General features: G+C 38.9%; 10 protein-coding genes. 2 read left to right on the top strand and 8 right to left on the bottom strand.

Features of this window, described 5'->3' with window-relative positions; translation table 11 throughout:
• Window positions 1-229 precede the first annotated feature (229 nt).
• From nadE to D0S48_RS16085, 5 genes are all read right to left on the bottom strand, one after another.
• Window positions 230-1,057 (bottom strand): NAD(+) synthase, encoded by an 828-nt coding sequence (gene nadE / locus D0S48_RS16110; protein ID WP_151112687.1) that lies wholly within the window; start codon window positions 1,055-1,057, stop codon window positions 230-232.
• A gap of 1 nt (window position 1,058) precedes the next feature.
• Window positions 1,059-2,540: a nicotinate phosphoribosyltransferase gene (locus tag D0S48_RS16105; RefSeq protein ID WP_151112685.1), complete on the bottom strand. Its 1,482-nt coding sequence runs from the start codon at window positions 2,538-2,540 to the stop codon at window positions 1,059-1,061.
• 365 nt (window positions 2,541-2,905) lie between these two features.
• On the bottom strand, window positions 2,906-5,092 hold the full coding sequence (locus tag D0S48_RS16100) for an outer membrane protein assembly factor BamB family protein (RefSeq protein ID WP_151112683.1): 2,187 nt from the start codon (window positions 5,090-5,092) through the stop codon (window positions 2,906-2,908).
• A 629-nt stretch (window positions 5,093-5,721) separates the two neighbouring features.
• On the bottom strand, window positions 5,722-7,002 hold the full coding sequence (locus tag D0S48_RS16090) for an aminotransferase class I/II-fold pyridoxal phosphate-dependent enzyme (RefSeq protein ID WP_151112679.1): 1,281 nt from the start codon (window positions 7,000-7,002) through the stop codon (window positions 5,722-5,724).
• 100 nt (window positions 7,003-7,102) lie between these two features.
• Window positions 7,103-7,867, bottom strand: coding sequence for an exodeoxyribonuclease III (locus D0S48_RS16085; protein ID WP_151112677.1), 765 nt, complete (start codon window positions 7,865-7,867; stop codon window positions 7,103-7,105).
• A gap of 405 nt (window positions 7,868-8,272) precedes the next feature.
• On the opposite strand from D0S48_RS16085, the gene D0S48_RS16080 reads away from it, so the two are divergent.
• A complete protein-coding gene (locus D0S48_RS16080) occupies window positions 8,273-9,061 on the top strand; it encodes an SDR family oxidoreductase (protein WP_151112675.1) in 789 nt (262 codons plus the stop codon).
• A 294-nt stretch (window positions 9,062-9,355) separates the two neighbouring features.
• On the opposite strand, the gene D0S48_RS16075 is transcribed toward D0S48_RS16080, so the two are convergent.
• Window positions 9,356-10,006: an HAD family hydrolase gene (locus D0S48_RS16075; RefSeq protein ID WP_151112673.1), complete on the bottom strand. Its 651-nt coding sequence runs from the start codon at window positions 10,004-10,006 to the stop codon at window positions 9,356-9,358.
• A 321-nt stretch (window positions 10,007-10,327) separates the two neighbouring features.
• Here D0S48_RS16075 and D0S48_RS16070 point away from each other — a divergent pair, with 321 nt between their 5' ends.
• Window positions 10,328-10,891: a GNAT family N-acetyltransferase gene (locus tag D0S48_RS16070; RefSeq protein WP_151112671.1), complete on the top strand. Its 564-nt coding sequence runs from the start codon at window positions 10,328-10,330 to the stop codon at window positions 10,889-10,891.
• A 339-nt stretch (window positions 10,892-11,230) separates the two neighbouring features.
• On the opposite strand, the gene D0S48_RS16065 is transcribed toward D0S48_RS16070, so the two are convergent.
• A complete protein-coding gene (locus D0S48_RS16065; protein ID WP_144540820.1) occupies window positions 11,231-12,178 on the bottom strand; it encodes an ATP-grasp domain-containing protein in 948 nt (315 codons plus the stop codon).
• Between the two features lie 347 nt (window positions 12,179-12,525).
• A complete protein-coding gene (locus tag D0S48_RS16060) occupies window positions 12,526-14,121 on the bottom strand; it encodes a catalase (RefSeq protein ID WP_151112669.1) in 1,596 nt (531 codons plus the stop codon).
• Window positions 14,122-14,155 lie beyond the last annotated feature (34 nt).

Here is a 14,155-nt window from a genome sequence, read left to right as displayed (position 1 = left end):
TGTACCTTAATTTAGACGACACTCATTTAAAAAGGATATATTTTGGAACTCAATCAATTTCATAATTTCTATTTAGTTGATGATACACGAACAATAGAAGAGTAATCGGACGCGTATGCGGGGAGAGCGATAAATATTCAGTTTTAATAGAAAAATTACTAAAATAGGTCCCCTTTAAAAACGCAATAAAAAGCATGAAATTTCTATCTCTAGAAATTCCATGCTTCTATTATTTCCAAAAGTCATCGAAGATAGTTATTGGTAGCTGTCGTTTATGCTCGGAACGGTCGTAGAAGCCAACAATCTTTTCTTCTACTTCCTGTGATACCGTTTTTCCTTCTAAATAGTCGTCAATGTCATCATAGCTTACACCTAGAGCAACTTCATCTGGTAAAGCAGGACGATCTTCCTCTAAATCGGCAGTCGGAATCTTCGTATAAAGATGCTCCGGTGCTCCTAGATGTTTTAATAATTGTTTCCCCTGTCTTTTATTCAAACGGAAAAGAGGAGTTAAATCTACTCCACCATCTCCATACTTTGTATAAAATCCAGTGACTGCTTCGGCAGCGTGGTCAGTACCAAGTACAATTCCATTATGCATAGCTGCTATAGAATACTGTGCCTTCATACGTTCTCTCGCCTTTTCGTTCCCTTTAGCAAAGTCGCTTAAAGTGATGCCAGCTTCCTTCAATGCACGGTCGCTCGCATCTACTGCTTCTTTAATATTAATAGTTACACGCTTGCTTGGTTGGATGAAGCTTAATGCATCCTGGCGATCAGATTCATCAAATTGGACACCGTATGGCAGACTTACAGCGATAAATGTATAAGTACCTGCACCCAACTCTTCATTCAACTCATCTACTGCCATTTGGGCAAGCTTACCAACTAGTGTAGAATCTTGTCCTCCAGAAATACCTAATACCATGCTTTTTAAAAATGGATGCTTCTTTAAATAGTCTTTCATAAAATCGATACTTATACGAACTTCCTCTTTCGGATCAATCTCAGGCTTTACCTTCAAGGCTTCGATAATTTCTCTCTGTTTATCAGACATTTTAATTCCCTCCATTATGTGCTATAAAATTATGTTCCATTTCCTTCACTTCTTGAATGTTACGCATTTTATTGTCCCAACACTTTTGGCTTAAATCGACTGGGTATTCCTCTGGGTTCAGAGATCGTTTATACTCCTCCCAAAGTAAATCTAGATTTTCATGAGCATATTGACGAACCTCGGTGAGCTCTGGATTCTCATATATGACTGCCCCGTTCTCTATAACCTTTACGTGTAATTCCTTTGCCTCAAAGTTCGTGACAAATTTAGAAACGAACGTATGAACAGGGTGGAACATTTTTAGGCGTTCCTCATGGGTAGGATCCTCGTCATGCATCGTAATATAATCGCCTTCTGCTTTACCATTTTCTTTATCAATGATACGGTAGAGTCTTTTTTGGCCAGGAGTAGTCACCTTTTCAGTTGTAGACGAGATTTTAATAGTATCCTCCATCTCTCCGGCCTCGTTTTCTATAGAAACAATTTTGTATACTGCTCCTAGTGCAGGCTGATCATAACCTGTGATGAGTTTAGTACCGATTCCCCAACTGTCTACTTTGGCACCTTGAGCTTTTAAGTTCAAAATTGTATACTCATCTAAATCATTTGATACAACTATTTTGGCATCTGGGAATCCAGCAGCATCTAACATTTTTCTTGCTTCCTTCGATAAGAAAGAAATATCTCCTGAATCTAGACGAATACCGATAAAGTTTATTTTATCTCCTAGCTCCTTAGCTACCTTGATAGCAGTTGGTACACCTGTTTTCAAGGTGTTATAAGTGTCTACTAGGAATACACAATCTTTGTGTCTTTTCGCATATGAAAGAAAAGCATCGTATTCACTCTTATATGCCTGCACCATTGAATGTGCGTGTGTTCCAGCGACTGGAATACCAAACATTTTCCCGGCACGTACATTGCTAGTTGCTTCAATTCCTCCAATAAATGCAGCACGGGTTCCCCATATAGCGGCATCCATTTCCTGAGCTCTTCTAGAACCAAATTCCATTGCTACTTCATCCTTGACCACCTGCTTGATGCGTGACCCTTTAGTAGCGATTAACGTTTGGTAATTTACGATGTTCAATAGTGCAGTTTCCACTAATTGTGCCTCAGCAAGAGTTGATTCGACTCGAATAATAGGCTCATTAGGAAATACTAATTCCCCCTCCTTCATCGAATAAACATCGCCAGTAAAGCGAACAGTTTTTAAATATTCAATAAAATCATCACGATACCCAAGCCCATTTTGTAAATATTCTAAATCACTTTCTGAAAAATGGAAGTCTCTTAAGTATTCGAGACATCTTTCAAGACCAGCAAAAATTCCATACCCATTTCCAAAAGGAAGTTTACGGAAAAATAATTCAAAAACTGCTTTTCTCTCATGCATATTATCAGCCCAATAGGCCTCTACCATATTTATCTGATATAAATCAGTATGTAATGCTAAACTGTCATCTGGATATTTTTTTCTCATGATGATCTCCTTCTCATAACTATTGAACTTAGTATACACTATTTACCCTTTTGCATGGAAAATTAACCACTAGAATAGCGAGGAGAAAGCTCCTTGGTTTCTACGAAAAAGTAATAGCCGATTTCCGCTTTAGTTAAGATACTTTCCGCGGGTCCCCGTCGCTTACGCTTCGTTTTTAGGATGACTTATCTATCTTCCTCTTGTCGCTTCAATCAATATGTAATAGGTGTTAATGAATAGGTAGCAAACTACTATTTATAAAATTACATATAAAAATTTTTCCTTTTTGAACACTCAAAACCATTTAATCCTTTATCCCACAAGAAAACCAGCCCAAAACTGGGCTGGCTAAATGGCCTATCTTATTATTTACCTAAAGGGGATATGACCGTCAAGACATAATCGGCAACGGCGTCAATTTCCTCCTGCGTTAATGTATCTTTAAAGGATGGCATAGAAGTTCCTCCATTAGTGATTCGCTCTATTACGTCTTCTCTATTTTCCGCGAATTTACTATCCTGTAGATTCGGCCCATTATGTCCATTCGCACCTTGATCTCCGTGACAAGCTATACAGCTATTTGTGTATACCCCAAGGCCAAAATCAGAGCTAACCGTCTCGCCTTCCGTTTCTTCAATTACGTCTACCTTTTCTTTAACAGAGCCATCGATCACTTGCCCTTCTGGTAAAGTGCCCCCAAGCTTAAAGGTATAGATTTTATCTCCATGCTTCGAGCCCGCTAAAGCATTACCTGCTGCATAAATTGAAATGTATTGTTCACCATCTATTTCATACGTGATCGAAGGAGCATTGGCTCCTGCATCCATCATGTACTCCCATAATTGGTCGCCTGTTTTTGCGTCAAAAGCAATGAGTCTTCCATCGTTATGACCTACAAATACAAGGTTCCCTTTAGTAGTTAAAACCCCACTATATGCTTGTGCATCCCAGTTTTGCTGCCACACAATTTTATTTGTTTTCACATCTAACGCGGTGACTGTTCCTCTAACCGGCGCATTGGAAACTGGCTGCATTATACTTCCGATATACATTGAGCCTTCTTCAAAAGCTTCTTCTTCCTGTCTTGCAAATGAAAAATAATTATCATTCCCTAAAACATAGAACAATTCAGTATCAGGATTATATGCTGAAGGTGGCCAGTTTGCTCCGCCTGCTGGACCTGGCTTAAGCGTAATTGGTTCCTCCCAGAAAGGAGTAAAAATATCTCCTATTTGACCTTCAAATTCATCTCCTAGATCCTTATCCACGTCCTCCTGGAAAACTCCTTGAGGCACAAAAGCATCACCTACTGGGAAAGGTTGTGTTGGAGAGGTTTTTTGTTCTGCCAGTTGCGGAACTGGCTTCTCTTCAATTCCAATAAGAGGTGTCCCATCTGTACGATCTAAAAAATAAACCCAGCCAGTTTTTCCTGCCTGCCCTAGTCCCTTTCTCATAACCCCGTCCTTCTCTACGTCAAACAAAACAACAGGGTTTGCTGGATCCATATCCCATATATCATGATGTACCTCCTGGAAGTGCCAAACGTAATCTCCATTTTCAGCATTTATCGCAACAACTGAGTTAGCGTATAAATTGTCTCCCTCTCGATTACTACCGTCTAAGTCCGGAGCCGTATTGCCGGTAGCAAAGTAAATATATCCAAGCTCTGGATCAACAGCTGGAGTGTTCCATACAGGGCCTCCACCAGTCAACCATGAGTCATTGTCTGGCCATGAATCGCCATTTACATCTCCTGGTCCCGGTATCGTATAGAATCGCCATACCTCGTATCCTAAATCAGCATCATATGCCATTACACGACCACGAATTCCGTATTCTCCACCTGCTACACCAGTATAGACCTTACCATTATAGTAAAGAGGTGCACTAGTAACGGTATAACCTTCCTCCCATTCTGCCACTTTTGTTTCCCACTGCAATTCCCCGGTTTTTTGATCAAGTGCGATTAGACGAGCATCTAGTAAACCAGCATATACTTTACCATCTCCTACTGCTAAACCTCTTGTTGTCCAGCCACAGCAAACGGTATCCATCTCTTGACTAATATCAGGTTCGTAGGCCCAAATTTGTTCTCCCGTTTTTGCATCTAGAGCAAAAATGTCATTTGCTCCAGTCGCCACGTACATAATTCCATCAACGACTAATGGAGTTGCCTCCCCCGAATACTTCGGCTCTGCCCCAGAACCTAAGCTCGTTACCCATGTCGGCTTCAAATCTCCAATATTCTCAGATGTAATTTGATCGAGAATAGAATACCTCCTATTATAGTAATCTCCCCCATGAGTCACCCATTCCTTAGAAGAATATTCTACTTTTAAATTGGGATTAGATGGACTTGGTGTCACCTTTCCTTCTATCTTCGGCTCTTCTGTTTTAGTCTCCTGTACGACTTCCACTTCTTGTGGCACAACAGGCTGCACTTCTTCCTTGTCCTTGTCTGCAATAAGATAAAGCCCAAATATCACGACCATAGCAATACAGCTACCCACAAATATCTGAGATATGACTGATGATTCTCTTCTTCTACGCATTTCCTTTCCCCCCTTTATTATTCCGAACAGCTAAAGAAAATAGATTCAATACTGTACAAAATATGCGCAGAAATTATTTTTAATTCTCCAAAAAGGAAATACAGTCACATATTTAACAAATAAATGTGAGGTAACGTTAATAGAATTTCCTGTTCTATCGGGCCATGACTATTCAAATCTCTCTAAAGTTAAGAAAGTGTCAGCCTAGTAAACTATCTCCTCTCAACCCTATTTTCCTATGTATATTTTCACCTAGCTAAAAGTCGAACAAAGGTATGTAAATGCATGGAAGCATATGCTTTCTTTTCGTAAAGTGAGCTTGCATGAATCCCAAGATTGGCTACCCGTTTATTTTACGTTGACAGTAACTCGCAGCCATTTCTTCCTCTTAAAGCTTTTGTTTTACATATATAGAGTTTCACTTAATGTAGATGGAAATCCTAGTTGTTCGGAGAGACCTGCTACTGGACAAGCGCGAGGCTCGATCCATGCCCCCTGATAAGCTTCCAACGTAGCAGAAATCAACGGCTTAGAAGTAGATAAAAAAGCCCCGAAAATTTTACGAATCGTAAAATTTCCGAGGCTTTTGATTTTATAAGATGTGTTTTGTCCCAGCATTATTTAAATGATTATTTAGTTAAATCTTGGCAGCCCTTATAAATGAGGTTAAAGAGCTCTTCAATATCCTCTTCTTCTACACATGAGAAGGCCACACGGATATCCGTTTTATTGCTAGCAATAACACCAACTCCATACTGATCTAATAGGTGTAATCGAAGCGTTTCTGCATCTAGATTGTGAAGTTTTAGGCACATAAAGTAGCCAGAGTTAAATGGATAGTATGTCCAGTAAGCATCAAATTTTTCATTTGCGAGCACTTCTTTTGTTTTAGTGGCTCTACCTTGCATAATGTTAAATTTCTCTTGCTTTTCCTTTGGGAACTCATCTGACTGAAGGGACTCAAGGATCATCGTTTGTGAAATGTGAGATCCACTAGAGATTGTACCTCGGATAATTCCCTTAGTTTTTTGCTCCAATGCATCTAAAACATCTGGCCCCGCTGCGTAGGTGATAAACCCAACGCGAAGACCCCAAACATAATTTTCTTTCGTTGCCCCATCTATTTTGATAGGTAAGATATTAGAATGGGCACCCGCAAGCAGAGCAAAAAGAGATTCCTTAATAGAATCCTCATAGAATAAACCAAAGTAAGCATCATCTAATAGTACTATTAAATTCAAGCCTCCATCTGCTGCTTCCTTCAAGGCTTCCACTATTGCTTCTCCTTCTTGAATTGATGGAGTAAAGCCAGTAGGATTGTTCGGGAAGTTTAACACGACAATTGCTTTTCCTGTTTGCTTCAAAAGTGTTGCTCGGAAACCTTCTACATCAAAGCCCCCATCTCCGTTAAATAGAGGGAATGTTTCTACCTTGCCGCCTCGTCTAACTTGAAAGACTGTATTGTAGTTACCCCAATAATGATCAGGAGTAATTAACACATCTCCCGGATTCACAAATAGATCAGCAACAATACTTAACCCATGGGTTAATGCATTTGTAACAATTGGCAATCCAAAGGTTTTTCCTTGAAGAGAGGGGTTATCGATAAGTAGTTTTTCCTTCCAAGCAGAACGAAGTGCTTCCTTTCCTTGCGGCGGAGCGTATGGATAAATGTCACTTGGATTATAATCTACTTTATTTTGGATGTGGCGAAAATGCATCGGCTCTCCATTTTCAATAGCTATTCCAATAGTAGCGTTAAAGCGGTGTGCTTTTTTCCCAGCCTCCGCACTTTGACTCAATATTCCTTTGGGATAGTATAAATCCTTGCCTAAATCGGATAACATATTAAAAATTGCTGGATTTTCTTTTTGCATCTTTTCATTTAATTGGACAGCTAAAGTATTCATCTATTGGTACCTCCAGAATTTCTATTTTAAAAACATTGTACTCTATTTTATTCAGGGATTGTATCCTTTCCCATAATATATTGAGTATTCCACGAGGTTGTCACGACTTTTTATCTTCTATTTCTAGCAAAATAGGGCAATGATCGCTGCCTAAAATATGCGAATCAATCGAAGCGCTCTTTAGTCTAGGAACTAACTTTTGAGAAGCAATAAAATAATCGATGCGCCAACCAATATTACGCTCCCTTACCTTACTCATATATGACCACCACGTATAAGCACCCTCTTTGTCAGGATGGAAGTACCGGAATGTATCTACAAACCCTTCCTCCAAAAGGGAGGTCATTTTCCCTCTTTCCTCTATAGTAAATCCTGAATTTCCTCTATTAGATTTAGCATTTTTTAAATCTAGTTCGGCGTGAGCAACATTCAAGTCTCCACACATGAGGACGGGCTTTACTGTATCCAGCTGCTTTAAGTATGTTCGCATTTCGTCTTCCCATTCTAATCTATAAGGGAGTCTTGTTAAATCACGTTTGGCATTTGGGGTATAAACATTTACCAAGTAAAAATCCTCGAACTCCATCGTAATGATACGTCCCTCATCCTCCGTTTCAAATTCACCTACTCCATATTTAACGGAAATAGGCTTTATCTTAGTGAAGATAGCGGTTCCCGAGTACCCTTTTTTCAATGCATAATTCCAGTATTGCTCATAGCCTTCTAGCTCTAAGAGGATCTGACCTTCTTGAAGCTTCGTCTCTTGCAGACACACGACATCAGCATTTACTTCCTGGAAGTAATCTAAAAATCCTTTGTTTACACAGGCTCTTAACCCATTTACGTTCCACGATACTAACTTCATTTTAGTACCTCCCAATAAGAAAAGCGCATTCGCGCCCTTGCAGTGATAACTTTTCTATATATGTACTTACTCAAAAGCATACAGAGCAAAATATGCTTGTTTTCACTGGAGTCGCCGCCTAGTGCACCTATCGAAAATTACGGCACGAAAGCAAGACAACTACTTTGTATGGAATAAAAACCCGATTTAAAAAGATCAGGTTAACTTTTCTATCATTGTATAACTCTCTTATTATAAAAGGAAACTAAAAGGTCTGTAAATTAACAAAGAGACAAATGTATATAAATCCTAATTGTGTGCCAATATACTGTGAGCAAATTTATTGATTTACAAAAATTTAGGGTATATATTTATCTTGTATTCGAGATATACGAATCAAAGATAAAAGAAATGGAGAGATTAATCATGAGTAAACGCTTTGAAGATAAAGTAATAATTATTACTGGAGCTGGTTCAGGTCTAGGCCAAGTAACGGCAGTAACTGTAGCAAAAGATGGCGCTAAACTAGCATTAGTCGATTTAAATAGCAATGGTTTAGAGGAAACAAAAAAGCTAATTCTTGAAGTGGCATCAGAGGCAGAATTGCTTCTAGTTACGGCAAATGTTGCAGATGAGTCAGCTGTGAAAAACTATGTCGATGAAACAGTAAACAAATTTGGACGTATAGATGGATTCTTCAACAACGCTGGGATTGAAGGTAAACAAAACCTTACAGAGGATTTCGGTATCGACGAGTTCCACAAGGTAGTCAACGTTAATCTAAACGGAGTATTTTATGGCTTAAAATATGTGCTAGCTGAAATGAAAAAAAATGGAGCTGGTTCTGTAGTAAATACTGCTTCTGTCGGTGGTATTCGTGGAGTCGGCAATCAATCTGGTTACTCTGCTAGTAAACATGGTGTAGTCGGTCTTACTAGAAACTCAGGAATTGAATATGGTCAATTCGGTATAAATATTAATGCGATTGCACCAGGTGCTATTATGACGCCTATGGTTGAAGCTTCTTTAAAACAAATCGGTGGTGAAGAAGGCTGGGAAGAAGCAGGTAAGGAATTTGTTTCAGCCAATCCTATGAAACGTTTCGGTAAACCTCAAGAGGTAGCGAACGTTGTGGCATTCTTGTTGTCGGATGAGTCTAAGTTTGTAAATGCTTCTGTAATTACAATTGATGGCGGACAATCATATAAATATTAATGGTTAGGCCGATTAGAATTTAACAATCAGCCTGCTCTGGTCTAGCTTCAACGCCTATATTTGCCTATCGATGGGCAGACATAGACGTTGAGGCTTTTCTTATTTAAACAGTAAAACTCTTAGTATTATTTCTTTGCCGCATTCATCAATAGATAAATAATACCCGCTAAAATGGCTATACCAAAGATAACTACTAAAAGACTAATCAACAACGCAACAAAACTCATTATTCTACACCCCTAATAATTTTTATAATTTGTTTCCTTGCCAATCTTCTTTCCTCTCTAATATTGTTTAGACAAGTAGTTTCTCTAACTCTCTTATACTCTCAACAATAAAAGTGGCATGCTCATTCTCTAACTCTTCTGCCGAACCATATCCATATGTTACTCCAATAGAATCGATGCCAGTTAAATTAGCACCGATAATATCATGCTTTCTATCTCCAATCATGATAAAGCTGTCAGTGGTATAATCTTCGAACTGGTCTAAAATATATTGAATGATCTCTGCCTTAGCTGACCTAGTTCCGTCTAGTTCACTACCTACCACCAAATCAAAATATTCATCGATTTGAAAGTACTTTAAAATCTCAATTGCAAAAACGGTAGGCTTAGAGGTGGCAATTACAATCTTTTTCCCTTCTGTCTTCAATCTTTCCAATAACACGCCAATTCCCTCGTAAAGATTATTTTCGTACATACCAGTTTTTTTAAATCTCTCTCGATAAAACTCAATGGCTTGTTGGCATTGCTTTTCATCAAATCCGTAATACTCCGCAAAAGAAACCTGTAGGGGTGGGCCTATGAAGCATTCTAGTTTTTGAAGATCCGGCTCCACAATTCCCATCTTTTCTAGTCCATATTGGACAGATGCTGTTATACCTTTTTTAGGATCAGAAATTGTTCCGTCCAAATCGAATAAGATAATCTCAAATTTTTTCATACTCCTACTCTTCTCTATTAAATTTTCTGTTACTACTATTATATCTTATTTAATTTCCTAAATAGCACTTTACCAGTAAAACACGAACTTTTGTCAATTGGGGATGGCGTATCGCTTTCCCCATGGAAAGCCTTCCGCCTAAAAGCGGAAATCAATTATGTTTTACTCTTTGAAAGCATGTGGATATTATTATTCTCTTCTCGATTGTTCGTGTTTCTTTATAATAATAGGAATTATGACATTTACTCATCTAAATATTGCTTTCCTTTTTTAAAATAAATTTTATAATGGAATTAACTAACAAAAAGGGGGGCGATTATAGTGGAAGTTCAATCAATCTATGGGGATCTACCTCGATTAGAAACGCAGAGGCTAGTTCTAAGAAAAATAACGCTAGAGGATGCAAAGGATATGTATACATATGCCTCCAATCCTGAAGTCTCCAAATATGTGACTTGGGATACGCACCGTACGATTGAAGATACAAAGGGATTTATACGTTTTGTTATGAAGCAGTATGAAAACAAAGGCATCTCCCCATGGGGAATTGAATATAAGGAAAACGGTAAGCTAATCGGAACAATCGACTATGTAGGGTGGCAGACAAAACATAATAGCGCCGAAATAGGCTATGTCCTTTCCCAGGAATACTGGGGACAAGGGATAACAACAGAGGCTGCAAGGGAGCTAATCCATTTTGGATTTACCCATATGGATTTAATAAGAATACAGGCTAGATGCTTTGTAAAAAACATTGGCTCTTCACGTGTTATGGAAAAAGCCGGCATGTCCTATGAGGGAGTTATGAGAAAAGGGATGAAGGTAAGAGGTAACCATGAGGATTTGAAGATTTACTCTATTTTAAAGGAAGATTTCTCTCTCTAAAAACCAAATGAGCTTGGGACAAAACCCACCTTAAAATTTCAAGCATCGGTGTTCTCCGCTACAGCGGACGCTTTCCTGGGGGCACGGGTCGAGCCTGTAGTCTCTCACACTCGCTTGTCCCCTAAGAGTCGCGGCCTTTGCTCCGAACAACTAAAATTTCTTCGATACCAAGTGAAAACTGTATATAATTTTAAGTAAAAAGAGGACATCTGTAGTGAAATTAATAATTACCAAAACGAATTTCACTCAGAAAGAAATATCCTTCTCGTTAGGGATTATTACAAGAATCAACTCACAGCATTTTTACGTAGCTTGAAACATGTCCCAGCCTTTTCTTCATTAGTTAAATGCCTTCAAGCTCTCAAGTGTAGCTCCTAGAAATTTAGCCAGCTCTAGCATTCCATATTTGCCTGCTTTTTCTTCTGCATCCGCATTATAATTTGTATTTGTATTGACGTCATACGTGTAAACTTCTCCGTTACTATCTCGAATAAATTCGATGCCTGCAACGTCAATATTGTTTGCTTGTAGAAAGGCTTCATAACGAGCAATCCAACCTTCATCTAGATCTTCTTTAATCTCAAATTTTGGTTTAACTTCTGGCTCTTCCCCAGCAGGACAGAACGTATCACCGATTTGACAGGAGTCTGCCGGGCAGAGCTCGAAGCCCTCCGAGGTATCTACTCTAACTGCATATAAGTATTTTCCCCCTACAAACTCTGCTCTAGTAATATATGATTCTGGCGATTGGATATACTCCTGGACTAGTGTGATGCCATCCACTGGTTCTTCAAAAAGTGCCCCATATACATATTCCTTTAATGCATCGATTGTTTGGAACAATTGCACCCCTAATCCTTTACCAGCTCTATTATGTTTAGTGATAAAAGGGACTTTCCCTAATTTTTCTGCTGCTGAAACGATGTGTTCCTTACCAACAGCAGCAATTGTTTTTGGAGTTCGAATACCACTTGCCTCTAGCGCAGTGTACTGATTGATTTTGCTCAACTCTAGATTTAATGCTTTAGTTCCATTGAATACTGTTCTACCATGGTGCTCCAACCATGTAAGTACGCCACCTGCCAATTCTGGTGCATATCTATGTCCTCTAGTGTGAGAAGATGCACTCATACGATTATAAAAAACGCCATTTGGTGGCTCTATTGTCAAGTCCACAATTCCTTTGTCCAAGTGCCAGGTCTCATAAGGCAACTCCAGCTCTTTTAATCGTTTGGTTAAATGAATTGTCCACTCATCATTTTCATGGATAATATAAATTTTTGACATATTAGCAGCTCCTTATCGTTTATTTATTACTTTCCTTATTTGTCAGGCCTTAAAACTTTACCTAGTAAACCACTTGCTTTTATATTACTTTACTACACTAAAACAAATTAAACAATATTCGGACTATTAAAATCATTGCTCAATGAAAACCTAAGTATAAATCACAAGTCCCGTTCACTATTTTAAATTGATAGTCGGACTTAGCTCAGCCTATGGTAGTCTAGCTACTGAACCTTAAAATTGACGTTTTCCTACTATGTATTATAAATAGGAAAAGGCTGTAGACATTTTCAAATTTCTTTGAATATCTACAGCCTGAGCACTATTTTAAGTGTGTCTTTCTCTAATTAATACGGATCTGATTCATGGCTATTTTCTACTGCTTGCTGTGGGGCTTTTTCACCGTCTACATCTCCAAGCGGATGCTGACTAGAGCCACCTTTTGGTGCATTTTTTAAACCTTCTCTTAGAAGTCTTCCGTATTCTTCATCCGCTTCTTCTGCCAAGGAAATCATCTTGTCTTGGATTCTTTGATCACATTTAGATAAATCATTTATTAGATTAGACAACAATTCTGTCTTCTCCCATTGTTCAAAATTACGGTAAGTTTCTCCTGCTTGTTTCGTATTATTTTGACGATCTATCGACTCTCTAACTAAGTTCCCCTTAATCATCGGAGTATATTCTTTGCCAGTTTGTTCAGCCTCATGCAAGCCATCTAAAATTGAAGGCTCATAATTTATGTGAGGATTTTGGAAGGGCCCTCTATCTAAACGGTATGCCATTTGTCCGCCAGTTTGATTGGTTGCAACACGTTTCTTTGGAGAATTGATTGGCAACTGTAAGTAGTTAGCTCCAACACGATGTCGCTGTGTATCTGAATACGAAAATGTTCGTCCCTGAAGCATTTTATCATCTGAGAAATCCAAGCCATCTACTAGTACACCTGTACCGAACGCCACCTGCTCCACCTCAGTGAAATAGTCCTGTGGATTTCGATTTAAAACCATTTTTCCAACCGGCATCCAAGGGAATTGATCGTTAGGCCATAGCTTAGTGTCGTCTAGTGGATCAAAATCTAGTTCTGGATGATCACCATCACTCATTATTTGAACGTTTAACTCCCACTCAGGGAAATCTCCCTTTTCAATAGCATCGTATAGATCTTGCGTAGCATGGTTAAAGTTTTTTGCTTGAATTTCTTCAGCTTCTGCTTGAGTTAAATTGCGTATTCCTTGTTTTGGCTCCCAATGATACTTTATCAGGACTGCCTCTCCCTCTTTATTAACCCATTTGTATGTGTTTACCCCAGAACCCTGCATCATACGGTAGTTTGCGGGAATACCCCAAGGCGAAAAAATGAATGTGACCATGTGGAATGACTCAGGTGAGCTTGCACAAAAATCAAAAAATCTTTCTGCATCCTGAATATTAGTAACAGGGTCTGGTTTAAAAGCATGAATCATGTCTGGAAATTTCATCGCATCACGGATAAAGAAGATTTTCAAATTGTTACCAACCAGGTCCCAGTTGCCGTCTTCTGTATAGAACTTTACTGCAAAACCTCGTGGATCTCTCAATGTTTCAGGGGAATGTCCTCCATGAATAACCGATGAAAAACGTACAAAAAGCGGAGTTTTTTTACCTTTTTCTTGAAATATCTTCGCCCGAGTATATTTTGCAATGTCTTCATCCCCGACTGCTCCATACGCTTCAAAATACCCGTGTGCTCCAGCTCCGCGAGCGTGAACGACACGTTCAGGAATTCGCTCTCTGTCAAAATGGCTAATTTTCTCGATAAAATCATAGTTCTCTAATGTTGCTGGGCCACGGTTTCCAACCGTTCTTATATTTTGGTTGTTTGTAATTGGATGCCCCTGTCTATTTGTCAGTGTATCCTCTGTCTCGCGGTTAGTTTCATTTTTAGAATGATCCTTTGCCATCTTTCATCCTCCTAAGCTTAAACTTTACTTCGTC

It is taken from the genome of Psychrobacillus sp. AK 1817 (assembly GCF_008807035.1).
GTDB classification, from domain to species: Bacteria; Bacillota; Bacilli; order Bacillales_A; family Planococcaceae; genus Psychrobacillus; species Psychrobacillus faecigallinarum.
This window is presented reverse-complemented; position numbering and strand designations above follow the sequence as displayed.